General features: G+C 39.6%; 20 protein-coding genes. 8 read left to right on the top strand and 12 right to left on the bottom strand.

Annotation, left to right across the window (positions count from 1 at the left end; all coding sequences use genetic code 11):
* Positions 1-20 precede the first annotated feature (20 nt).
* Positions 21-1,418: a PhoH family protein gene (locus tag GQR45_RS03790; protein ID WP_004335475.1), complete on the bottom strand. Its 1,398-nt coding sequence runs from the start codon at positions 1,416-1,418 to the stop codon at positions 21-23.
* A 305-nt stretch (positions 1,419-1,723) separates the two neighbouring features.
* On the opposite strand from GQR45_RS03790, the gene rapA reads away from it, so the two are divergent.
* Both rapA and GQR45_RS03780 read left to right on the top strand, forming a co-directional pair.
* Entirely contained in the window at positions 1,724-4,618 is a 2,895-nt protein-coding gene (rapA, locus tag GQR45_RS03785) for an RNA polymerase-associated protein RapA (protein ID WP_024609042.1), read from the top strand.
* 335 nt (positions 4,619-4,953) lie between these two features.
* On the top strand, positions 4,954-5,727 hold the full coding sequence (locus tag GQR45_RS03780) for a YggN family protein (RefSeq protein WP_007581974.1): 774 nt from the start codon (positions 4,954-4,956) through the stop codon (positions 5,725-5,727).
* Positions 5,728-5,837: 110 nt separating this feature from the next.
* Here GQR45_RS03780 and GQR45_RS03775 read toward each other — a convergent pair whose 3' ends face one another.
* The gene (locus GQR45_RS03775) at positions 5,838-8,267 is read right to left on the bottom strand and encodes a zinc-dependent metalloprotease (protein WP_165725169.1); all 2,430 of its coding nucleotides are present in this window, start codon (positions 8,265-8,267) and stop codon (positions 5,838-5,840) included.
* Between the two features lie 154 nt (positions 8,268-8,421).
* Between GQR45_RS03775 and GQR45_RS03770 the strand changes: the two genes are divergently transcribed.
* Positions 8,422-9,390, top strand: coding sequence for a class 1 fructose-bisphosphatase (locus GQR45_RS03770; protein WP_007376783.1), 969 nt, complete (start codon positions 8,422-8,424; stop codon positions 9,388-9,390).
* 188 nt (positions 9,391-9,578) lie between these two features.
* Here GQR45_RS03770 and GQR45_RS03765 read toward each other — a convergent pair whose 3' ends face one another.
* Positions 9,579-9,905, bottom strand: coding sequence for a hypothetical protein (locus tag GQR45_RS03765; RefSeq protein WP_165725168.1), 327 nt, complete (start codon positions 9,903-9,905; stop codon positions 9,579-9,581).
* A 43-nt stretch (positions 9,906-9,948) separates the two neighbouring features.
* On the opposite strand from GQR45_RS03765, the gene GQR45_RS03760 reads away from it, so the two are divergent.
* Entirely contained in the window at positions 9,949-10,308 is a 360-nt protein-coding gene (locus GQR45_RS03760; protein WP_165725167.1) for a DUF5522 domain-containing protein, read from the top strand.
* A 450-nt stretch (positions 10,309-10,758) separates the two neighbouring features.
* Here GQR45_RS03760 and GQR45_RS03755 read toward each other — a convergent pair whose 3' ends face one another.
* The 7 genes from GQR45_RS03755 to GQR45_RS03725 all read right to left on the bottom strand — a co-directional run bounded on the left by GQR45_RS03755 (position 10,759) and on the right by GQR45_RS03725 (position 18,299).
* A complete protein-coding gene (locus tag GQR45_RS03755; RefSeq protein WP_165725166.1) occupies positions 10,759-11,592 on the bottom strand; it encodes a sulfurtransferase in 834 nt (277 codons plus the stop codon).
* Positions 11,592-12,686, bottom strand: coding sequence for a capsular biosynthesis protein (locus tag GQR45_RS03750; protein WP_240920128.1), 1,095 nt, complete (start codon positions 12,684-12,686; stop codon positions 11,592-11,594). Before GQR45_RS03750 ends, GQR45_RS03755 begins: the two co-directional genes overlap by 1 nt.
* A gap of 177 nt (positions 12,687-12,863) precedes the next feature.
* A complete protein-coding gene (locus GQR45_RS03745) occupies positions 12,864-13,283 on the bottom strand; it encodes a group 1 truncated hemoglobin (RefSeq protein ID WP_007581961.1) in 420 nt (139 codons plus the stop codon).
* Positions 13,283-14,116: a DUF3034 family protein gene (locus GQR45_RS03740; protein WP_007581959.1), complete on the bottom strand. Its 834-nt coding sequence runs from the start codon at positions 14,114-14,116 to the stop codon at positions 13,283-13,285. Before GQR45_RS03740 ends, GQR45_RS03745 begins: the two co-directional genes overlap by 1 nt.
* A complete protein-coding gene (locus GQR45_RS03735) occupies positions 14,103-16,418 on the bottom strand; it encodes an EAL domain-containing protein (RefSeq protein WP_165725164.1) in 2,316 nt (771 codons plus the stop codon). Before GQR45_RS03735 ends, GQR45_RS03740 begins: the two co-directional genes overlap by 14 nt.
* Positions 16,411-17,073 (bottom strand): methylamine utilization protein, encoded by a 663-nt coding sequence (locus tag GQR45_RS03730; RefSeq protein ID WP_007581955.1) that lies wholly within the window; start codon positions 17,071-17,073, stop codon positions 16,411-16,413. The genes GQR45_RS03735 and GQR45_RS03730 overlap by 8 nt, the downstream gene beginning before the upstream one ends.
* A gap of 122 nt (positions 17,074-17,195) precedes the next feature.
* On the bottom strand, positions 17,196-18,299 hold the full coding sequence (locus GQR45_RS03725; RefSeq protein WP_010553317.1) for a phosphoribosylaminoimidazolesuccinocarboxamide synthase: 1,104 nt from the start codon (positions 18,297-18,299) through the stop codon (positions 17,196-17,198).
* Positions 18,300-18,477: 178 nt separating this feature from the next.
* Between GQR45_RS03725 and GQR45_RS03720 the strand changes: the two genes are divergently transcribed.
* From GQR45_RS03720 to GQR45_RS03705, 4 genes are read left to right on the top strand one after another with little or no spacing between them, the layout of a single operon-like run.
* Entirely contained in the window at positions 18,478-19,551 is a 1,074-nt protein-coding gene (locus tag GQR45_RS03720) for a CDP-glycerol glycerophosphotransferase family protein (protein ID WP_206008526.1), read from the top strand.
* A gap of 9 nt (positions 19,552-19,560) precedes the next feature.
* The gene (locus GQR45_RS03715; protein ID WP_165725163.1) at positions 19,561-20,259 is read left to right on the top strand and encodes an ABC transporter ATP-binding protein; all 699 of its coding nucleotides are present in this window, start codon (positions 19,561-19,563) and stop codon (positions 20,257-20,259) included.
* The gene (locus GQR45_RS03710) at positions 20,256-21,497 is read left to right on the top strand and encodes an ABC transporter permease (RefSeq protein WP_165725162.1); all 1,242 of its coding nucleotides are present in this window, start codon (positions 20,256-20,258) and stop codon (positions 21,495-21,497) included. Before GQR45_RS03715 ends, GQR45_RS03710 begins: the two co-directional genes overlap by 4 nt.
* Positions 21,498-21,511: 14 nt before the next feature.
* Positions 21,512-22,012, top strand: coding sequence for a DUF3299 domain-containing protein (locus tag GQR45_RS03705; protein WP_007581943.1), 501 nt, complete (start codon positions 21,512-21,514; stop codon positions 22,010-22,012).
* A gap of 359 nt (positions 22,013-22,371) precedes the next feature.
* Here GQR45_RS03705 and mutM read toward each other — a convergent pair whose 3' ends face one another.
* Together mutM and GQR45_RS03695 are read right to left on the bottom strand one after the other, a co-directional pair.
* Positions 22,372-23,181 (bottom strand): bifunctional DNA-formamidopyrimidine glycosylase/DNA-(apurinic or apyrimidinic site) lyase, encoded by an 810-nt coding sequence (gene mutM / locus GQR45_RS03700; protein ID WP_165725161.1) that lies wholly within the window; start codon positions 23,179-23,181, stop codon positions 22,372-22,374.
* Positions 23,181-23,696, bottom strand: coding sequence for a hypothetical protein (locus GQR45_RS03695; protein ID WP_007581940.1), 516 nt, complete (start codon positions 23,694-23,696; stop codon positions 23,181-23,183). Before GQR45_RS03695 ends, mutM begins: the two co-directional genes overlap by 1 nt.
* Between the last annotated feature and the right edge of the window lie 41 nt (positions 23,697-23,737).

Genomic DNA, 23,737 nt, shown 5'->3' with positions numbered 1-23,737 from the left:
GCCAATTTGTTAAGCGCAAGTTATAAATTTTCTTCTGCAAATGACGCTAAGCGACTACGTACAACACCGTTGAGGTTTATAGTTGCGCTGCCTTCAAAGTTTTTAAAGCGCTCTACTATGTACGTTAAGCCCGATGTTACTGGCGTTAAATAGTTACTATCTATTTGCGCCAAGTTACCCGTACAAATTAATTTAGTACCTTCGCCGCAGCGAGTAATGATCGTTTTAAGTTGAGATGCCGTTAAATTTTGGCTCTCATCTAGAATTACCACCGCATTTTGTATGCTACGCCCACGCATAAAGTTAACCGATTTAAACTGAACATTAGCCTTCTCCATAATGTAGTTTCGGCTTGATATCGGATTTTCGTCGCCTTTGTGCAATACCTCCAGCGTATCGGTAATGGCTGCAAGCCACGGCGCCATTTTTTCCTCTTCAGTGCCTGGTAAAAAGCCAATGGACTCTGCTATTTCTGGGGTATTACGAGTGACTATTACTTTATCGTAAATACCTTTTTCGATGACCATTTCAAGAGCGCTGGCAAGTGCTAACAAGGTTTTACCGCACCCTGCTGGTCCTGTTAAAATAACAAGTTCAATACTTGTATCTAGCAGCGCATCAAGCGCCATTCCCTGATAAATATTTTTGGGCTTAACGCCCCATGCTTGTTGATGCATTAAACGCTCAACACCAATATCTTTTAGCGTTATGTGCTCGTCATCGTACGATTTAACACGCGCCGCAAACTGATCCCCTCCATCAAGTAAATATTCATTACAAAATACATCAGGTATTAAATTTTTAGGCACATGATGAAAGGTATCTCGTCCGTGTTGCTCGGTATTACACTCCCCTACATGGTCCCAAAAATCACCTTCAATTTTTTTATAACCACTAGTGAGTAAGCTGATATCGTCAATAAGTTGGTCGGTACGATAATCCTCAACATATTTAAGCCCGGCGCCTTTGGCCTTTAAACGCATGTTTATGTCTTTTGTTACTAATATAACTTTTGAATCACTGTGCTGCTTTTGTAAATACACGGCGCAATTAATAATACGATGGTCGTTTTCGTTACCAGGCAAACCAGAAATGGAGTCGGCAAATAAATGGTCGTTTACAATAATGAGGGTACCTGCAGAGCTCGCTTTTGCCTTTTTGTTACTCGGCAGCGCCACGCCTTGTAGCATTTGCTCGGGCGTTGCATTTTTAAGTACTTCATCTAATCCACGAATAGCGACGCGCGCATCGCGGCTTACGTCGTGTTTTCTGTCTTTTATGTGGTCAAGCTCTTCAAGCACTGTCATCGGAATTACAACGTCATGTTCTTGAAAAGACAAATAAGCGAGGGGTTCGTGAAGTAGTACGTTGGTATCTAGCACATACATTTTACTTTCAAGGTTCGAAGCTTTTTCCATAGCACTTTCCTTACGTTTTATGATTTTTATGCTATACCAAAATAACTAAGTAAAACGGGCAAAACTTAAACCTGCAATACTTAATTGCCAAGGCATAATGTAAGTTTAGTCTATTTGTCATAAAAGTCCGTTTTATTACAAACTGTAATTAGTTTTGATTTACCTAAAAAAGAGTCATAAACAAGTTGTTTTAATAGTAATAATTAACACTTACAAAATTAATTAAAAGTGAGCCAAATAGCGCCTTGCAGTGGTGTTAGCTTACAGGTAACATAGCCGCCTTTTTCATCATAGACGAGACATACATGAATTTTTCCTTAGGTCAGCGTTGGATCAGTGATACAGAGTCAGATTTAGGATTAGGCACCGTTGTTGCCATTGAAGGCCGTCAGGTCAGCATATTATTTCCTGCCAGTGGTGAGAGCCGTGTTTATTCTTCGGCAGAAGCACCTGTTACCCGTGTGGCATTTAATCCTGGCGATGTGATCAAAAGCGTTGAAGAATGGGAATTAGAAGTAGAGTCTATTGAAGTACAAGGCGAATTACTGTGTTATCACGGCACCCGTGTTGATAACGGCGAAACAGCCAAGCTTAAAGAAACCTTTTTAGATCATTTTATTAAATTCAATAAACCACAAGATCGTTTATTTGCAGGCCAAGTAGATCGTTTTGATCGCTATACACTTCGCTACCAAACGTGGTTACATAAATTTGAACGTGAACAATCGCCTATTAAGGGCTTAATTGGTCAGCGTGCTAATCTTATTCCGCACCAGCTTTATATTGCCCAAGAAGTGGGTAAACGTTTTGCACCACGCGTACTTTTATCAGATGAAGTAGGCCTTGGTAAAACAATTGAAGCGGGCATGATTTTACATCAACAAATTATTAGTGGTCGTGCAAGCCGCGTATTAATCGTTGTACCAGAAAATCTACAACACCAATGGTTAGTAGAAATGCTACGCCGCTTTAACTTACATTTTTCTATTTTTGATGAAGAGCGCTGCGACGAAGCGTTTGCAGATTCTCCAAACGTGTTCGATACAGAGCAACTAGTACTTACCAGCCTTGAGTTTTTAACCAAGAAAAAACGTTGGTTTGAACAAGCAACACTTGCTGATTGGGACTTACTAGTTATAGATGAAGCCCATCATCTAAGCATCAATAACGGCAAGCCAAGCTCAGAGTACCAACGTATGGCAGAGCTTAGCCAAGATATTCCGGGCCTTATTTTACTTACCGCAACGCCTGATCAACTTGGTCACAGCAGTCACTTTGCACGTTTGCAGTTACTCGATCCTGACCGCTTTTACGACTACGACGTGTTTAAAGAAGAAGAAGCAAATTATAAAGACGTTGCTGAAGCTGCAAATCAATTACTGCAAGAGCAAGGGCTAGACGACACAGCCAAAGCCACGCTAATTGAGCTATTAAAAGAAACCGATATTACTGATATTCTTGAAAAAGCACAGCAAGGTGATTTACCAGCGCGTAAAGAAATACTTAACATGCTGCTCGATCGCCATGGCACAGGTCGCATATTATTCAGAAATAGCCGCAGCGGCATTGATGGCTACCCAAGTCGTAAATTACACGCCTACCCTATGGCACTGCCAAAACAGTATAAAACGGCTATGTCGGTTCTCGGTAATATGGGCGGCATTCAAAACCCTGAACTAAGTGCACACCGCGCTCTTTTTCCTGAAAAAATATTTCAAGAGTTTGAAGGCGAAAGCGCAAGCTGGGGTTTATTTGACCCACGTGTAGATTGGTTAATCGACACTCTTAAAACGCTTAAGCGCGAAAAAGTACTACTTATATGTGCTAAAGCTGAAACAGCTATCAGCCTTGAGCAAATACTGCGTGAGCGCGAAGCAATTAAAGCATCGGTATTTCACGAAGGTATGTCTATTATTGAGCGTGACCGCGCTGCTGCATTTTTTGCAGACGAGTACGATAATGCACAAATATTATTGTGTTCAGAAATTGGCTCAGAAGGTCGTAACTTCCAGTTCTCGCATCACTTAGTGTTGTTTGATTTACCATTGAACCCAGATTTACTAGAGCAGCGTATTGGTCGATTAGACCGTATAGGTCAAACACAAGATGTGAACATTCATGTGCCATATTTTGAAAACACCGCTCAAGAAGTATTGCTACGTTGGTACAACGAAGGTCTAGATGCATTCGAATCTACCTCGTCAACAGGCCAAATGCTTTATAAAGAGTTCCGTGATGATCTACTTGAATATATTTCTGCGCATAACTGCGATGAAGACGAACTCGATCCATTACTTGAGCAAGTAGCACAGCAAAATGCAGTACTGCGTAAAAAAATGGAAAGCGGACGAGATCGTTTACTAGAGCTACATTCATCGGGTCAAGGTGCTGCAGATTCACTTGTAGCTGAAATCGAAAAACTCGACAATCAGTTTGAATTACCAAGCTACATGATCAACGTGTTCGACACATTTGGCGTAAGCCAAGAAGATAAAGGCGAAAATACCATTATCTTAAAGCCAACTGAGCATATGTTAAACCCATCATTCCCATCGCTTAAAGAAGACGGTATGACCGTCACCTTTGATCGCGATACGGCACTTTCACAAGAAGACGTGCACTTTGTTAGTTGGGATCACCCAATGGTGCAAGGCACCATGGATATGATTTGTGACGACGACTTTGGTAGCGCATCGGTTGCATTGCTTAAAAACAAAAAGTTACCGCCTGGTACCTTTTTTGTTGAGCTTATTTTTGTTGCAGAAGCAATGGCACCAAAAGTATTACAGGTTGGTCGCTTTTTACCGCCTACACCAATTCGTATATTGCTTGATAAAGCAGGTAATAATTTAGGTGAGAATGTGGCATTTGAAGGCTTTAATCAGCAGTTATCAGCCGTTGGCCGCCAAACAGCAAGTAAACTTGCAGGTGCATTGCAAAGTGCTGTTCACCCTATGATTACTACCGCTAAAGATATGGCACAAGAAAAACTTGAAGTTATTCGTGCAGCGTCGCTTGTTAAAATGCAAACGTCACTCAGTGAAGAGCAAGAGCGACTTGTTGCCCTTAAGCAGATTAACCCGAATATTCGCCAAGAAGAAATTACCTTCTACGATAAGCAACGCAACGACCTAACTACGTATATTGAAAAAACGCAGTTACAACTTGATGCAATTCGATTAATAGTAGTTTCACACTAGAGATTTTGGCTTTTAACCGCTAGCCTTTTAAGCTGACTCCAGAGTAAATTTGGAGTCAGCTATTAAAAGCTTAATTAACAAAATAGCTGTATCTTTTTAAACTTCATTTTTAAAACCACGTGTTCTTATTTAGATGTGAGCTAACACTACCTCTTTAGCTTTATACTAAGTCCTTTGTTGTGCTATCTATTTTTCTCAACATAGCCGTATCTAAAAACTCAAGCTGCGCTCTATACAGCTATTGTGTGAGATAGTTGATAGGTTTATTTTCCCTTGCATAAAGTTGTTTTTTTGTTAACCTACTCGCCTTCCATTTTAGTCTTTTTGAGGTGTTTATGGCGTTTCTATCTCGTTCGATATTGGCGTTGTCCATAGCGCTCTCAAGCAGCAGTGTCTTTGCTCAAGCCCAATGCGATGTTGAATTACGTCATGGTTTAATTATTACTGACGATGCGATTCGCATATTAGATAAAGGCCAGACTCGTGTACAAATTAATAACAATAACCAACTATTTATTCGCGGTTATTGGGTTGATTTAAGCGATGACGAAAGCAAAGTACTCGAACAGTTTAGTAATGGTATTCGCCACACAGTCCCCGAATTAGTAAACCTTGCTACCGATGGTGTTAACTTAGGTTTAAGCGCTATTGAACACGTAGTTGAAGGTATGTCAGATAAAGAGCCTGAAGTACTAAAAACACAACTAAAGTATGTAGAGCGCGCGCTAATGGATAAGTTTAAGCGCGGCGATGACTTCTTTTTTATAGCCCCTCAATCACTTTCGCAAATAGATGATTTTTTTACTAAAGAGATCAGCCAGCAAATTCACTCTGCAGTGCATGGATCGTTAGGTGCTATTTTGGTATCACTCGGAGATGCGTTTAAATCGCGCGAAGGTAATATAGAAGATCGTATTAACGACATGGGCCAACGCATGGATATTATCTCAAGAGAAATTGATAAGTCGCTACAAAAAAAGGCGCATCAATTAGAGCTTAAAGCTTCTGAGTATTGCGAATGTTTAAATGCACTCGATGTAACCGAGTCTCGCTTACAGGCAATAGTACCTGGTATGGCCGATTACGATTTAGTGCAAATAAAGTCTTAGTGTACGTATTCGTTTTTAGAATAAAATAACACCGAGTATAAATATACTCGGTGTTTTGCTTTATGATTGATTAAATGATTGATTTAAAATAAGCGCTTCTACTTTTTATTCTAAATTGGTGAGCCCGGTGGGATTGGCAGTACTTTAAAGTTATTTGGCCATTGCCCTTTAATTAAAAACTGATTTACTTGCTCAGCTAAATATTGCTTAAACGCACTCTCGCCAGTACTTGTATGGCTCAGCATTGAGTTTTGGTTAAAGTCTTCACTCAACTTAACTAAGTAGTAACGTAACTGCGCTTGCACTTCAGGGCTTGCACTATCGCTTGCTACTAAATCAGCCATGGTTTTTGCAGTTAAAAATTGCACGCGCTGAGTGATTTTACCTGTCATTGTATTAGGTGATGACACGTTAAACACTTGGCTATATAGCTCCTCAAGTAACTCATCTAAACTATAAAAGTCATTACTACGCGCTTGTTGCTGCGCTAAGCGATTTAAACGCTGTGCATTTAATAAAAGCGACAAGCTGTGCTGCACTGCAACCTCGGGTAATGCCATTGCATCGAGCGTTAACCCTGTGCGCCCAACTATGCTCTCGCGCGATTTAGACTCGCCATATGCTTTTGGCGGAATTAGCGATAACACAGATTCAGGAAGTAATAAGTTACTTGGCTTAAGCGTTGCAAAAATAGCGTTTACTGCTTCTTGCTGTGTTTTTTTATTAACGACTTGTGCGCCTTTTACGGGTGAGTTACCGCGTGTTTCGTATTCATAATCAACACCGGCTATAAGCTTAACCGCAGCCTCAACCTGAAAACGGTGAAACAGATAAAGCGGAACTAGTTTTTCCTCTAATTGCGATAATGAATCGCCCGTTTTAATATTATTAATACCAAACTGCGAAAGCGCTTTTTTACGTACGTCGAGTACTCGTAAAAGCTCCTGAGAAGGATTAGTGCCGTTATCCCATAGATGAGCTGTTGGATGTGCGCCACCTTTAGCACGAGCATCACTATCTGATATAAACTCAAGGCCTTTGGCTTTGTTCTCTTTTAAAATAGCAGCAAGTTCTGCGCTTTCATCTTGGTTAGTAAAATCGCTATAGCCATATTTAATTACTTGGGTATCCCACACGCCCATGCCTGTTGCATAGCCGCGCGTTACATCAAGCTTACCTTGTTCATTAAAACTAAGTAGCGGATGTGGGTAATCCATTACTGAGGCTCTATCCCCTACCGATGCTGCAAAGTTATGAGAAATACCTAACGTGTGGCCAATTTCATGTGCGCTTAATTGGCGAATACGATCAAGCGCCATTGCTTGCAAGTTTTTAGCAACTTCATTGCCTTTTAAATAAGGAGCAGCGAGTGCTTCGGCTATTAAAATATCTTGGCGAACACGCAATGAGCCGAGTGTTACGTGCCCTTTAAGTATTTCACCTGTACGTGGGTCGATTACCGAACTACCGTATGACCAACCACGCGTTGCACGGTGTACCCATTGAATGACGTTGTAACGAATATCCATAGGGTCGGCGCTACTTGGCAGCACTTTTACTATAAATGCATTTTTATATCCTGCAGCAGTAAATGCGTCGTTCCACCACTTTCCACCTTCAAGCAAAGCGCTTTTAACGGGCTCTGGAACACCAGGATCAAGGTAATAAACAATTGGTTTAACAGGTTCACTAATAGGTAAACTTGAGTCTTTTTTATTTAGACGATGACGCGGTATATAACGCACATACATAGACTCACCAAGCGGCGCTGCGTAATCTTTATGTTCTATACTCCAAAAACCTGATTGCGGATTAAACTTACGAGGCGTGTAGTTATCATCTGGTAATTGAATAAGTGAATGATGCATATGAACAGTAAGCGCATAAGGGTCGGCACTTACTTGGCGAACAAATTCACCTGGTTTTGTGCCTTTAAATGTAAGTACAGCTTCAAGCTCGGTGTTTTTTACAAATGCTTTTGAGCGATTCATATAAACGGCGCTACGTGATTCATCAAGGCTAAAGTTGCCTTGCTTACGTGCAGCAAGTGTGCGGCTTACGCCGTGTACATCACTTAATAAGTAAGGCGTGTAATCAATAAGTGCTGTGACTTTATCTTCTGCGACTACTTTAAAACCAGCAAGTATACTTGATGCAAACGCTTCTTTAATACTTTGCTGTTCGGCCTTGTTACTTGTGTTGGCACGATAGTAAGTATTTACAGCCCGCAGCATTACTTTGTCGCCAAAACGCTCAAACTGCACAAGGTGAGTATTACCAAGCTGACCTCTATCAAGGCCTATGTCGTTAGAGCCAATACCGTAAGGCAAGCTTTGCTGCAGTAAAAATTGCTGTTCAAACTTATCAACTTTTAAATATACTTTTCCGTTTTGGGTATCGTAAAAAAACGAATAATAGCCCGGAAAATGATTCATTTGCGTAGTAAATTCATCAATTGACTTAATTGCTGCGTGCGCTTGAGTTATGATAGAGCACAGCACAGTAAAGAATATGTAACTTAGTAGTGGTATTTTTTTCATAATCTTATCTTTGTTATTTGTGTTTTAAGTACGATTAGGTGGTCCCATTATAGGGTGCTATTTAAACAATACAGTTATTTAAGACGAATTTCAGCGCTCTAAGCTAATCTCTCTCACATTATGATTGGTTTTAACACGTTATCAGGAAAATAGAATGCGTAGACTCCCTCCAGTATTACTAGAAGATGGTTGTTCAAGAGAACTTTTATCATTAATTCGAACAATTTTAGCGGCATGTAAAGAAATTTCGTTTCGCGTTGGTCAAGGCGCGCTTTCTGGCGTATTAGGCTCAACCCTTGATGAAAACATTCAAGGTGAAACTCAAAAAAAGCTCGATGTATTATCTAATCAGCTGTTAAAAGATATTTTACTGGAATCAGGTACGGTTAAAGCAATCGCTTCTGAAGAAGAAGACTACACAGTAGCAGGTAACCCAGACGCTAAATTTATAGTGGCATTTGACCCACTCGATGGCTCGTCAAATACCGATATTAACTCTCTTGTCGGTACTATATTTTCTATTATGGAAGCGCCTGAAGGTTCCGACGCTGCTGATGAAAGCATTTTTATGCAGCCAGGTCATAAGCAAGTTGCAGCAGGTTACGTACTTTACGGCCCGTCAACAATGCTTGCGCTGACTACAGGTAAAGGCACGCGCATGTTTACCCTTGATAAAACACAAGGCAGCTTTTTACTTACACAAGATTTTGCCGAAATCCCTGCTGATACAAACGAATTTGCCATTAATACGTCTAACCAACGCCATTGGCAACCAGCGATGCAAAACTACATCGATGATTTGCTAGCAGGCGATACAGGCCCGCGCGCTAAAAACTTTAATATGCGCTGGATTGCAGCAATGGTGGGCGATGTACATCGCGTGCTTAGCCGTGGCGGTTTATTTACTTACCCTACCGACACCAAAGATCCTAAAAAGCCAAATAAATTACGCCTACTTTACGAAGCAAACCCAATGGCTATGTTAGTAGAGCAAGCTGGCGGTATAGCATCAACCGGTACCGAACGTATTATGGATATTCAGCCTGATGCAATCCACCAGCGTGTAGCCGTTATTTTAGGTTCTAAAAACGAAGTCGAAACGTGCTTGGGATATCATAAATAATCGCTTAAAACGATTGTCTTCAATTTAAAAAATCGCATTCAATTGAAATGCGGTTTTTTATTAGGTGAGGTTTTACACTTCGCTTTTTAAACACCAAAGCCACGTTACATGAGCGCGAAGTAAATTCGCACCTACAAGTTTATGTTTCATATTGTAGGTGAGGTTTTACACCTCGCTTTTTAAACAAATCAAATTTTTACTAACGCAACTATTTGAGCAAGCTTTTGATGATTAAGCTCTCCCATTTGCTCGCTATTACTGAGCGCATAAATAAAACCTTCATGCTCTGCACAATCAATGTCATCTCGCGATTCAATTACGTTTGCCCAAAGCTCTAAATCATCTAAGTCTATTTCGTTACTTAAACAGCGCTTAAGAACATCAATTAAAACCTTGGTTGAGAGAGTATAATGAGTTTTATTGCTATCAGCAGGGCTTGAAACGATAACCGATATAGCTTCGTCCCTTTGCTCACCAAATGTAATAAATTCAGCTAATGCTTTTTGTGTATTCATAATATTTGTTATTCTTGGCTCACTGTTACTAAAAAGAATTATAATGACTGAACTTAACTGCACTCAATGCCACAGTACTCTAACGTGTAATGTAGACGATATATCAGCGTGTTGGTGCAATGAGCTGCCGGCTATTTTACCGCTTGATATCACAGCAACAAGTTGTTTATGCCGCAAGTGCACGCTTAATAAAATAAATACTTTTTTAAAGGGTGTTTATACACAACCTATTAAAACTCAAATAGACTTTGCAAAACAATTTAGAGGTAACGACAATTTAATTGAAGGGCTCGACTACACCATGCAAAGTGGTTACATGATATTTAGTAAGTGGTTTTTTTTAAAGCGTGGTTCGTGCTGCAAAAATGGTTGTAAAAATTGCCCTTATGGTTTTAGAAAATAAAAACCATTTAATACAAATACGAGCAAACATTGGTTTTTACCTTCTCATTTTCTTCTCTTTCACTTCTTCTTGTGAATAATATTTTTAAGTACTGTTATTCACAAAGAGGTTTAGAGGCGCTGCGCTTTTAGAGTAAGTTATTGTATAAAAATAGTATTCAAATACGAGTAAGCACTGGTTTTTACCTTCTCACTTTCTTCTCTTTCACTTCTCCTTGTGAGTAATATTTTTAAGTACTGTTATTCACAAAGAGGTTTAGAGGCGCTGCGCTTTTAGAGTAAGTGATTGTATAAAAATAGTATTCAAATACGAGTAAGCACTGGTTTTTACCTTCTCATTTTCTTCTCTTTCACTTCTCCTTGTGAGTAATATTTTTAAATGCTGTTATTCACAAAGAGGTTTAGAGGCGCTGCGCTTTTAACGTGAGCAAGCTTTACATATCCAACACGTCTACTTTTCTCCCGTGGCGATGGGCAATGAATCACTTGCGCCCCACTCACTCCACGAGCCATCAAAAACACTTAAATTACTGTAACCACATTCAGTAGCAAATAACGCTAAAACACAGGCTGTAATACCTGAGCCACAGCTAAATTGTAGCTGCTGTGCATCCCCGACCACGTCATTAAATATCGCTTTAATTTCAGTAAGTGGTTTGGCTTCACCTTTATTAAGTAAATCCATAAAAGGTAACGAGCGACTATTTGGGATATGCCCGCTACGCATGCCTTTTCGGGGTTCACTTTCTTCGCCTGTAAAACGCTTATAAGCACGTGCATCTAGCAATGCAGTGCTGGGCTCATCGATTACGTCAACCACTTGTTGGCTATTAATAAAATACGCAGAGTTATAGTTTGCCGTAAAATCACCTTTACCTGACGCTTTGCTATAACCTTGTTGTGTGGCGTAATCGCTCTCTAACCACTTTTTAAGGCCACCACTGAGTACTTTAACATTGTGATGCCCCATAGCTTTAAACATCCACCACGCTCTTGCTGCGCTAAATAAACCGCCATCTTCGTATACAACTATAAACGAGTCGTTATGTACGCCTGCATTTTGCATCATGTGGGTAAACTGCTGCTCGCTGCATACCGTACTTGGTAAGGGATTTGATCTATCGGCTAATTCGTTTTTTATGTCAAAACGTTTAGCGTTAGGCAGCATTGCTTGCGGCGAATAAGTACCCAAAACACCTGGGCGCAGCATACCTGCATCAAATATCACTAATGCAGGATTATTAAGTTGATCGTGTAATTGCTGACAGCTAATTAGGTTTTTCACTACGATTCCTTATCACCATGATACTTAGCAAACTCGTCATTACCCGTAAAACGCGCTTCAATCGCTTTAATGTGTTTATCTTCAGTGTGTTTCCAAACGCCAGGAATACAATATACATGTTCAATAAAGCTAAAAAACTTATCCTTTAATAATGTATTTGGTTGCCAGCCCTGCACTACTTCGTTCATATTCTCTGCTAGCTGCTCTGCAGTGCTTGCATGCTTTACCAAACCCTCAATGTTGTAACAGGCTTGTCCAAGAGTTAAAACTCGTTTATTTAGCAGCAATGCTTCTAAGCCGACCGTTGAATTAATCGTTAATACGGCTTCAGCGCACTTAATCAAATCACTTGTTTGATTTCCATTAGCAAAAATTGCAATCGGATCTTTTTCATAAAGATGAGCGTAATGTTTATGCCACGACGGATGCTCTTTAAAAACCACTTTTAAACTTGGATCGTTTAAGCTTTTGACCGCTTTAATCACCTCGTCGTAAAACATGTCCATAGAGTTTATCCACGGAGAAAAGCTAGCTAATTGAGTATCGTGAGGTACTTGAAAAGGCGCAAATATATAGCGTTCTGGCACATCGGCGCATTCAAATTCACAGCGCTTTTTATGATCAGCTCTTGGAATTAAATCCGGCGCACAAAAATTTAACTTATTTTGTGGGTCAAAATTTAGGTAAAAAGAAGGGTTACGGCTTAACGACGCATTATAGTTAATACCGCTAGGGTCCAAGCTACTTGTATCGGGTAGTAAACCATTTTCATAATAAAACTGCTTAACACCTAATGCTTTTGCAGCCATAGCAACGGTCGTATTTGGAAGTTTATTGCCGTTCCAAATAACAATGCACTCAGGATTAGTCTCGGTTAATAAGGCTAAATACTTAGCGTATCGTAATCGTTCAAATAAAACTAACCCAGCACTGTAAACAGCAGTAATGATAGAATTATTCCAGATAGCATTACGTGCTCTTTTGCGTTTTAGCTGAGAGTTAACTACATCAGTAAAATTAACTTGAAACGCATCTTTTAAATACTTAACAGCAGAAAGCTTAGGGGCTCCCATGATATGTAATTGGCAATCCATCGACAATTTTTTGATTATTTTTCTATAGTATTTTGCGTGTACATTTTTGCGAGAGATAAATAGGTAAGCCATACAAGCTATATTTGCCAATTATTGTTTTTATGAAATAATTCTAAGTGGACAATGACATCAAAGCAAGGTTCCCTTTACTTAATAATTACTTTAAAGCCTTTATGGCTACATTTTTATAATTTCACCACGAAGTGGTGCCATTCTAGAGAGAATATCGTTTTGCAAACTATGGCTAATGTTCTGCTCATTCATTGCATTTATAAGTAAATCAACCACATGATTAAAGTCTTTCTCTGTAATATGCATACCTGTATGGATTGCTACCATAGAGTCGCCATCGTATGTACATGGGCCTTCTACTAACATACACATATGAGTAATAAACCCTTGGCGAAAGTACGCTATATTGCTGTGTTCAAAGTAATGAATTATCTGCTCGTCATTACCTATTTGATAGATAAAGCTATCAACAATTCTGCCTATCCCCGCTTTACCATCGAGCTTTTGATAAAGCGATAATTGTGTTGAGCTAGCACAACTACAAAGCAATCCTACGCATACTATAAAAATACCAACGCTTTTCATTACCAATACCCTGTTACCGATAAATACCAACCTGTTTGATCGTCAGCTCCTGCAATGCTTCCTAAATCAAGGTAAGCCGCTGTCACACTTACGTGCTTATTAGGCATCCATGCTACAAATAAGTCTTTCCAATCTTGTTCGCCTAAGTTTAAGTTATTTGATTTTTGACGATACTCAACACCTACGGCGACTTCACGACTAAAAAATAGTGCTGTGCTGCCTTCAAATAGCACTTTACCACTACCATTTTCTCCACCGTAGCCAAGCAAACCAAGTTGATTAGCTTCGCTGTATCGTGTAGTTACGTTCCAAAACCAGTTATAACCAGCAATGGCCCCTAAATGTAATTTACTAGCAGCGAGGTAGTAGTCAGTGCCGCTAGTATCTTCTGCGCCTACAAGTGTTGCAATACTGCCATCATCCAGTGATTTATGCTGAATACCTAAGCTAAGTTGTGGCCAATCACTGTAAACAATATCACCATATAAACGTATTTTAGCACCTGTAATTGATTGCTCTATTTCAGCATCAAGTGCTGGTACATCAAAGCGCTGTTGGGCATAACTGAGCTCAACGCGATTAAATAAATTAAGTTGTGCACCACATACGTCAAGTGTGTAGTCGGTTACATCTGCGCGGCTACAAAAGCCATTTACCGAAAATTCGTCATCACTTGCGTACCCAGCAAGTTGTGCCCACGGTACAATACCACCGCCGCCACTGCCTTCAATTTGAGAAACTCCCGGCGTAGCTAGCAGTTTTCCATTGCTTGCAATGCTCGGTACACTAATTATTAAAAACAAACTTGCTAATAAGTATTTAATTTTTTTCATAGTATTCCTCCAGCCATTCTTCTAATAGTTCTGCTTTTAAAGGCCTACTTAAGTAATAGCCTTGTGCATGGTCACACTGCATACTTCTAAGTAAATTTAATGAGCCAAGTGTTTCAACCCCCTCAGCTACAACCGAGAAACCTAGCTGATGCCCCAACGTAATTGATGATTGCACTATAAATTGATCTTTTTGCGATTCATCAAGTTTTAGGATAAAGCACTTATCTAGCTTAAGCTCATCAATCGGTAACATTTTTAATCGACCAAGTGATGTTTGCCCTACACCATAATCATCTAATGATATTTTAACGCCAATTGCCTTTAGGTTTTCGAGCGCTTTGATACCTTTTTCTTCGTTTTCGATCATATCGCGCTCAGTAAGCTCAATAGTGATCAGCTTAGGATCTACTTTGTACTTTTTAAGCGTACGAACTAATGCAGCATGAAAGCCCGGAAATGCTATGTCTTGCGCAGATACATTTATTGCAGCCTGTAAGTTTATATTTTTAAACTGCCAATCAGCTACTTGTGCTACAACCGTATTAACAACCCACCCAGTAAGCTCAACAATAAGCCCCGACTGCTCAGCTAAGTCAATAAACAGTTCAGGATTAACCCAGCTACCATCTTTTCGCTGCCAGCGAATAAGTGACTCAACTTTATCTATTTTTTGCGTTTTCATGTGTAATTTTGGCTGATAGGTCATAAATAGCTGACCATCATCATCACTAATAGCCTGCTTTAATTCATCAAGCATTATTAAGCGCTCTAAGTGCGCCTCGTCTTCACCATTTTGATAATAATGTATGCTCTCTTGTGTGTTTGCAGCACTTTCAACAGCAATTAGCACGCGGCGCATTAAGTCATCACTTGCAATTCCTTGGGTAGGATACTGCACAATGCCCGCACTAAAGCGTAAGTTAATTTTTAGTTTTTGAATGGTGTAGCACGCTTGTAATTGTGCCATTAAGCCAACAATCCCGCTTTTGTGTTCGCGCGCTGCAGCCGTCGGAAACACAGTTAAAAACTCATCGCCGCCAATACGAGCATGAAAGCCCCCTAACTCATCCGAAAACTCACTTATTCTGCAAGCAACCGCCTTTAGGCAGTCATCACCAATACGCGGACCGAGCTTATCGTTTATATGGCGAAGACCCTTTATGTCTATTGCAACGAGCGTGTACTCGGCTGATGAATCTAACTCATCATCAAGCACCTCAAGCATGGCTGAGCGGTTATAAAAGCCTGTTAAGGAGTCGTGTCTGGCTTGAAAGCTAATTTGTTGCTCGCGCTGATTAATATCATTACCCATGCTATCAAACGCTGCGACTAGCGTGTCTATTTCGGTACTTTGCCTTCGCCCTTTAAATTCAAAAGTATAATTACCTTGTGCAAATTGCCTTGCTATTACAGCTAGTTGAGTAAGTGGCGTAGTTAAGTTATTTGCAAATATGCTGCTCGTAATAACACCTACAAACATAGTTAAAATAGCTAAAATAATAAGTGTAAAAAGAAGTTTTTCGAAGTCACTATAACTTTGTGTTAAATCGGCGCTCAGTAAAATAATTATAGGATGGGTCAACAACGATGGTAAATCTATATCTCGGTTACGATACACCAAATACTCACCAAAAAAACGCGATGTGGTTACCGTACTAAAATAGCTAACAGGTTCAAATTGCTCAGGGCGATTAGCTAATGAACTAATAACAATATCGTCAGCGCTACCTATAAAGCTCACATCCATGCCTGTTAAGCTTTTTAGTTCATGGGCTACATTGTCATCAATTTTAAAACCCACCAAACTATAGGCCACTGTACGTGGCGCTCTTACGGGTAATAAAATAATTTGGTAAAGCTCGTTATTTAGCACCACAAAACTAGACTCTTCTGGCGCACTTAAAAGCTCTTCCATTAACGGCTTTAAGTTATGTGCAAAAGCGTCTTCGTCAGTATTGGCGGAAATTAGCCTACCCGATAAATCAAGTAGCAGCATTAATTCGGCATCAATACGCTGACTATGATTAAACAACACACTGCTTATTGTCCCGGCATCCCGCGTTGCTACAGCTTGCTTAAAACCAAAGTCGGAGGTGAGTACTTTTGCTGCGGTTAGTAGTAGGCTTTCTTTTGATTTTAAATATTGCTTATAAACATTTTGCGCTACGGTAATGTCTTGATTTACTTTTTCTTCTTGAAACTTACTCGTAGACCACCAAAAACTAAACAAGCTGACCATAGTGGTTAATAACACTAAGCCAACACATAAAATGGTTATGCGATTTCGTAAACTATTAGTCATTACCAGCCTTAAACTTACTACCAAAGGTATTTCTAGGTGCTGGGGTCGATGTGTTTACTGTTATCTGTAACTGTTTTTGAGAATTAATTGTTATCATTTTTTTATTCTCCAATGGCGCTGTTTGTAAAGGGTGCCACACACTCACTTGTGCAGGCAGCGTATTAATAGGCAAACTAACATAGCCTTTTTTATCTGTTTTATATACGGATTCACTACTCGCTACATAGATATAGCCAACCATAGAGTCATGAATATTACACCCTAAAACAACAACCCCTTGTTGCTCAAACGTAATGGGCTCTTTTGGTTGCCCTGAATATAATCTTAGTTGAAAAGGCTTAGCTTGTGAAAAAGAATAAACATGATGGCGAATATTATCGCTGTTAGGAAAGTTAACTTTTTGACCCTGTTGTACAACTAATAATTCGGGTAAAAACTGCTTATGGACTTGATCCATTATAGCAATGGGCAAATTTGATGGTGTGGCTTGTTTGTCAGCAATATTAAGCTCAACCACTGCACCTGATAACTTTTGGCCGTGTTGATCTTCTATTACTAATTCAATATTCGCACTTAAAGCAAACTGACTAAAAAACAAACCTATAGCTAAAAAGTAATGACTTTTAGCAAACTTTTGCAATGCCCGCTCAAACATAACAACACCTAAATATTAATGTTAGGTTAAGTTAATTAGAGACGAGCACTAATTGCAAGAATTATAGCCCAGTAACTAAAAATAAAGACTTAGTTACTGGCTTTGTTAGCACTTAAGTGCTGCTATTTAACAATTAATCCGTAATCGTTATCTAAAATAGTAATTACTTCTTGGCGAGGATTCTCTGGGATCACAATATCTTTACCTACAATTTTGCTCGCTATGCCAACATAGGTATTTGACACTTCAAGCATTACTGATTCTGGTAAAATATAATCTTTTGCTAATTGCTCACGCTCACTCATGCGATCTTTATTTAATAATACGTCGCTCTCTGGCACATTATTAATAAGTAATTGGCGAAAACCTTCTTTAGAATTTTCAACAATTTTACCATTTTTGTATGCAGCTTCATCCCAAATACGTGACGAATCAGGCGTGCCTACTTCATCAATATATATAAGCTGTTGCGCGCCATTTAAATCCTCTACATAACCAAACTCAAATTTTGTATCTACAAAAATTTGGTTAAGCTTCGCTAGCTCATCACTAATTAATTTAAAACCTTCAACTAACAGTTTTTCGTATTTGGTTACGTCATCTGCCGATTTAAAGTTAAATACATCTAAGTTATTAGTAATGTTAGCGCGAGTTATATTTACATCATCAACTGGCGGAATATCAGCAACGCCTTCAATAATACCTTTTGTTGATGGCGTAATTAAAACGTTATCAAGCTTTTGGTTCGCTTTTAAGCCTTCTGGTAAGTCAATACCACAAAAGTTACGTATGCCTTTAGCGTAGTCACGCCACATGCTGCCCGTAATATATTGGCGAGCAATTGCCTCTACTTTTACGGTACTGGCTTTGCGTACAATCCACACATACGGATGCGGAATATCAACAATATGATTACCCGCAAGACCCGCTTTATCAAATAACTTAAACCAATGGGCTGCCACTGAGTTTAACGCTATACCTTTACCTGGCACGCCATTTAAACCATTTTCGCCTTGCCAAATGCAATCAAATGCAGAAATTCGGTCTGAAATAACCATAATCGCAAGCTCAGTACCTGTCGGTACTTGGTAGCCTTTGTCTTTAATTAATCGTGCGCTGTCTTCATCAGTTAACCAATAAACTGAACGAACTTTACCGCTGTGTACTTCACCTTTGGTACGAATGGGTAAATCATCGTTTACGTCTAAAACTTTATAGCTAGTCATGCTATCTCCGGGGTTAGGGATGCTCTTTGAGCAAAGTATGGTATGGGGTTATATGGGCTGTATAATAATCTAGCCAACCTCAAAGCTCAATCGGATGCTTAAAACAAATAAAGGCATATATTTATAAGCGAGTCGCAATGGGGTAAACTTAATGTGCCAACCAGCCTGAGGAGATAGCTTGAACTACTTAACTGCCACTAAAAATAAAAAATACTTGATGTATATCTCTCAAAATTATTCGTACGCTATCTTGAGGCCTATTCAGGCTGCAGTACTAGCTAATGGTGGCGAAGTGCGCTGGTTTTTACAAGGTTTGGCAGTCAATCCTAATTTTTTAAAAAAAGAAGAAAAACGGCTTAATACAATAGAAGATATTCACGAATGGAAACCCGATGCAACGTTTGCACCGGCTAATTTAATACCCACTTTTTTCCCTGGTATCAAAGTAGGTGTGTTTCATGGCTTTGATGCAGGTAAGCTAGATAAAAAAGGGAATAACGATCATCTTAAAGCTAGAGGTTGTTTCGACCTGTATTGTACACAAGGCCCAAATACAACAATCCCCTTTAAAGCCTTACAAAGAAAACTAGGCTATTTCAAGGTAACAGAAACTGGCTGGCCTCCTCTTGACCGATTATTTGATGGCATCACCGAAACGCCTTATACAAATAAATCAGACACCCGACCAACCTTATTAATCTGCTCTACATTTTCAAAGCGACTATCGCTTGCACCAAAGCTATATGAGCAAATAAAACATTTTAGTGAAACCGGAAAATGGCGAATTTTAATGCAATTCCATCCAAAAATGCCAACTGAATTGGTGAGCAAATATAAGGCATTAAGCAATCAAAATTTAACGTTTATTGAGACCGACGACGTAGTCCCTTTATTAAAATCAGCCGATGTTATGTTATGCGATACATCATCAGTACTTTTAATGTTTTTAGTCCAACGAAAACCTGTGGTCACCTTTTGTAATAATGCTCCTGAGAAACACCTACTTAATGTAACAGACCCTAATAAAGTTGAAGAAGCCTTAGAGCAGGCTTTCACGTACCCTAAAACACTTATGAAAAACATTGAAAACTATTGCCAAGAGCTTCATCCATATACTGATGGGCAGTCGAGTGAACGTGTAGTTGCTGCAACAAATGAGTTTTTATTAAGTGAAGATAAACTAAAACCTAAGCCATTTAATATTATTAGGCAATTTAAAACGCGCAGAAACCTCAATTATTGGAAATGGTAAAATAAAGTAATGATCAACCTAAAAAACGTAACTTTTAAGTGGCATAAAAGCGATAGCTCACCCACGCTCAACATAAAAGAGTTAGTTATAGAAAAAGGTGTGCATATTTTTTTACACGGTCCTAGTGGCTCAGGTAAATCGACATTGTTAGCGATTCTTGCTGGCATTAATACAGCCACCAGCGGTGAGGTATCAATTTTAGACCAAAATCTAACTACATTAAGCAATACTACCCGTGATGTTTTTAGAGCGGATCACATTGGCTACATTTTTCAAAACTTTAACCTGCTTCCTTATTTAACTCCTATTGAAAATATAACGCTTGGGTGTGAGTTTTCAAAAAGCCGAAAACAAAAAATATTAAAGCAATCATCAAATAAAAACTCTGCCTTACAAAAAGAAGCGATGCGGTTATTAAATGCTTTAGGCCTTACTGCGCAGTATCACCATAAAGATGTAGCGACATTAAGTATTGGACAGCAACAGCGCGTTGCTGCAGCTCGCGCATTTATAGGCAGCCCTGAATTAATAATTGCTGATGAGCCCACATCTGCACTCGATACAAATAACCGTGAAAGCTTTATAAACCTACTGTTTGAGCAGGCAAAGCTATCTGATAGTACGCTGGTATTTGTGAGCCACGATGAAACACTAAAGCCTTTATTTGACCGCTCCATTGACCTTATAAGCTTGCAGGAACAAGTATGATTCTCGCTAAACTTGCTTACAAAAGCTTATTAAACCGCCGCGCAAGTGTACTGCTTACATTATTTACTATCGCAATTAGTGTAATGTTACTTTTAAGTATTGAGCGAGTACGAATTGATGCTAAAAGTAGTTTTAGTAATACTATTTCGGGCACTGATTTAATTGTTGGTGCGCGTACCGGCGACATACAGTTGCTGCTTTCGTCAGTATTTAGAATTGGCCATACTAATAACGGCGTAAGCTGGAAAAGTTATGAATACATAACAAGTCAGCGAGGCGTAAAATGGAGCATACCTATAAGCCTAGGCGACAGCCATAAAGGCCAAGCGGTACTAGGCACAACACTTGATTACTTTAGCCATTATCGCTTTGCAAAAAAACAAAACTTAACCTTTAACAAAGGCCACCCTTTTGCTGCAATTAACGAAGTGGTGCTAGGTAGTGAAGTTGCAAATAAATTAGGTTATAAACTTAACGACTCTATTGTTATATCGCACGGTATGGGGAACACCAGCTTTCATCATCATGACGATAACCCATTTAAAGTCGTCGGTATTTTAAACCCTACTGGCACGCCTGTTGATAAAACGCTGCATATCCCTTTGGCTGCAATCGATTTAATTCACGGCGGTAAAGCGAGCCTTGAGCATGAGCATGACGGACATAACAACCTAGTTGGGCATCCAAAACAAATTACGGCATTTTTAATGGGATTCAAATCGCCTTTATACACGCTACAAATTAGGCGCAATATAAATCAATATAAGCCAGAAGCCCTGCTTGGGATTATGCCAACCGTAACACTTAAAGAGTTATGGGAAATGCTCGCCATAGTAGAAAAAATACTTTTGCTATTCTCAGCTGTTGTCGTGTTAGTAAGCCTACTTGGCATGCTAACGACATTGCTTGCAAATTTAAGTCAGCGTCGTCGCGAACTTGCTATATTACGTTCGGTAGGCGCTCGCCCTTGGCATTTATTTACACTTATAAGTATTGAGTCACTACTGACCACTTTACTTGGTTGCCTAGTAGGTAGTGTGCTTTACTATTTAGTTATTTTTTCAGCCAGCGGTTACTTACAAAGCCATGCCGGTATAAGCGTAAATATCACAATACTCTCTTACTATGAACTGGGCTTAATCGGCGTTATTATGGCAGCCGGTTTTATTATTGGCTTAATACCCGCTACTCGCGCTTATTTTTATTCACTCAGCGATGGTATGAGTATAAAAGCATAATTTTTAGGTATTTTATGACATTTTTTAAAACAGCTTTTCAGTACATTGCTGCTATTGGCTTATTATTTATAAGCGTAGCGAGTTATGCTAATCCACCAAAAGAAATTTTTTGGGAAGACTTAATCCCTAAAAACCACGTGCAGATAGACACTCAAGCACAAGCTAATCACGAAGGTAGTGATCAAAACTGGGTGCAACCCGATTTAGATGCTCCAGTGGTAAAGGCACTTGATGGCCAATCGGTGAGTTTGCCTGGTTTTGTTGTGCCACTTGAGGGCGATAGCGAAGTAATTACCGAGTTTTTACTCGTGCCTTATTTTGGCGCCTGTATACACGTACCACCACCACCGCCAAATCAAATAGTCCATGTAACGATTAAAGGTGGTGTGCCTATAGATAGTCTGTACGACGCAATCGTTGTAACCGGAATAATAAGTACAGAAACATGGTCGGGCGAAATCGCGCAGGTAGGATATAAAATGAAAGCGGTCGGTGTAGCACCGTTCGAGCTTTAAAATAAAGGACCCGCTTTTAAAGCTGGCCCTTAAATATCATTAAATTTAGAATCGATAAAATTTAAATAACTGAATATTCAAATAACTAGGGCGTGTTGATCTTTGTGGATTGAAATTTGTTCAATCTAGGGGCGATTTAATCGCGGCGCGAGGTTTGTAACCTAGCGGGCTAAGTAAAAATCGAGCAACAAAGAGTTAATCGCCCCTAGAAAGAACCCAAAGGGCAGCGCATGTTTGGCATTTATGCTGCGTTATCGCCAATTTATGGGGAATAACCACATTACATAGGCTCTGCCTTGCCTAAATACCAAACAGTCTGCTGCAAAATCAATCACGAAAGGTCAACACGCCCTGGATAACTACTTTTGGCAATTTGAGCAAAAAATAGTACTGCGCTGCCCCAATCTAATTTCTTCCAATTCGTTTTCACACGTCATACATGGCTTGCCTTTGCGCCCATATACTAATAACTCTTGAGCAAAATACCCGGGCTTACCATCACTTTGTGCAAAGTCTTTAAGCGTTGTACCACCTTGCATAATGGCCGCAGCAAGCGTGTCTTTTATAATAGAGATAAGTGCTTGATAACGTTTGAGCGATACTTTTCCCGCTTCTCGCTTTGGATGTATACCCGCTTTAAATAACGATTCATTCGCGTAAATATTACCAACACCAACCACCACTGCGTTATCCATAATAAATTGCTTTACGGGTACTTTTTTATTGCGCGACTGTTCGTACACGCGTTTAGCAAAAAAATCATCGGTAAGCGGCTCAGGACCAAGCTTAGAGAGTAGCTTATGCACTTCACCTGGCTCTTGCCATAAGCAGCAACCAAAGCGACGAGGATCATTTAAGCGCAGTGCTTTACCGTTACCAAAAATAAACTCTACGTGGTCATGCTTTTTAAGCGGCTCACTTTTATCTACAACACGTAAATTACCTGACATACCCAAATGTAAAATAGTGCTCCCAAGTTCACAGTGTAAAAGTAAGTATTTAGCTCGTCGTTCAATACTAGTAACAATTAGCCCTTCAAGTTGATACACGTCATCTGGCACTGGCCAGCGCATACTGGCATTGTAAATATTTACCTTTGTAACAACTTGGTTTTGTACGTGGGGAGTGATGCCCATTCGGCTCACTTCTACCTCTGGTAATTCAGGCATTAATTAGACTCACTTTGTGAAAAATCAAAACTAGGAAATAACTGCTGTGCAGTTTTTAAATCGAGTGCGAGTATTCGTTGGCTACTCTTTTCGAGTAAGTAATATTGCCCATCGCCTTTATAAAGCAAATAAACCCAAGGTAAACTCTCGCCAGCCAACTCAAATGTAGCAACATATAAAGGTGCATTAGGATTAAAAACAACAGATTCGTTAACACCCATTAACTGCGCGCTTTGCCATTGGTTAATTAAATCACTAAGTTGCTGCTCAGATGCTTGCCACACAAGCGGTATGTCTTTTTGTAGTGGGGTTGTACGCCAGCTTGTTCCTATTCGCTCAATTTTTTGATCAACAAATTGCAGTGTCAGTACAAAACTTTGCTGGGGGAGTACGGCTTGTAATGTTGGTTTATCCTCCCCTCCCAAAAGTTGCTTATGCCAGCCATTTAAGAAGAAGATCATAATCAACATCGAAAATATTATAACGTTGTTCCAACCTTTACGGCCCAGTCGCATATTAATACACCTAGTAAATTCAAGATTTTAAAGTGTAACTA

It is taken from the genome of Pseudoalteromonas sp. SA25 (genome assembly GCF_011378705.1).
Classification (GTDB): domain Bacteria; phylum Pseudomonadota; class Gammaproteobacteria; order Enterobacterales; family Alteromonadaceae; genus Pseudoalteromonas; species Pseudoalteromonas arctica.
The sequence above is the reverse complement of the archived record's forward strand: the minus strand, read 5'-3'. Positions and strand labels throughout refer to the sequence as shown.

Coding starts and splice junctions, on each gene's coding strand:
- rapA (WP_024609042.1), top strand. CDS start 1,724: ATGAATTTTTCCTTAGGTCAGCGTTGGATCAGTGATACAGAGTCAGAT.
- GQR45_RS03790 (WP_004335475.1), bottom strand. CDS start 1,418: ATGGAAAAAGCTTCGAACCTTGAAAGTAAAATGTATGTGCTAGATACC.
- mutM (WP_165725161.1), bottom strand. CDS start 23,181: ATGCCTGAATTACCAGAGGTAGAAGTGAGCCGAATGGGCATCACTCCC.
- GQR45_RS03715 (WP_165725163.1), top strand. CDS start 19,561: ATGATCAACCTAAAAAACGTAACTTTTAAGTGGCATAAAAGCGATAGC.
- GQR45_RS03750 (WP_240920128.1), bottom strand. CDS start 12,686: ATGGATTGCCAATTACATATCATGGGAGCCCCTAAGCTTTCTGCTGTT.
- GQR45_RS03705 (WP_007581943.1), top strand. CDS start 21,512: ATGACATTTTTTAAAACAGCTTTTCAGTACATTGCTGCTATTGGCTTA.
- GQR45_RS03725 (WP_010553317.1), bottom strand. CDS start 18,299: ATGACTAGCTATAAAGTTTTAGACGTAAACGATGATTTACCCATTCGT.
- GQR45_RS03770 (WP_007376783.1), top strand. CDS start 8,422: ATGCGTAGACTCCCTCCAGTATTACTAGAAGATGGTTGTTCAAGAGAA.
- GQR45_RS03695 (WP_007581940.1), bottom strand. CDS start 23,696: ATGCGACTGGGCCGTAAAGGTTGGAACAACGTTATAATATTTTCGATG.
- GQR45_RS03730 (WP_007581955.1), bottom strand. CDS start 17,073: ATGTTTGAGCGGGCATTGCAAAAGTTTGCTAAAAGTCATTACTTTTTA.
- GQR45_RS03760 (WP_165725167.1), top strand. CDS start 9,949: ATGACTGAACTTAACTGCACTCAATGCCACAGTACTCTAACGTGTAAT.
- GQR45_RS03710 (WP_165725162.1), top strand. CDS start 20,256: ATGATTCTCGCTAAACTTGCTTACAAAAGCTTATTAAACCGCCGCGCA.
- GQR45_RS03745 (WP_007581961.1), bottom strand. CDS start 13,283: ATGAAAAGCGTTGGTATTTTTATAGTATGCGTAGGATTGCTTTGTAGT.
- GQR45_RS03740 (WP_007581959.1), bottom strand. CDS start 14,116: ATGAAAAAAATTAAATACTTATTAGCAAGTTTGTTTTTAATAATTAGT.
- GQR45_RS03775 (WP_165725169.1), bottom strand. CDS start 8,267: ATGAAAAAAATACCACTACTAAGTTACATATTCTTTACTGTGCTGTGC.
- GQR45_RS03735 (WP_165725164.1), bottom strand. CDS start 16,418: ATGACTAATAGTTTACGAAATCGCATAACCATTTTATGTGTTGGCTTA.
- GQR45_RS03765 (WP_165725168.1), bottom strand. CDS start 9,905: ATGAATACACAAAAAGCATTAGCTGAATTTATTACATTTGGTGAGCAA.
- GQR45_RS03780 (WP_007581974.1), top strand. CDS start 4,954: ATGGCGTTTCTATCTCGTTCGATATTGGCGTTGTCCATAGCGCTCTCA.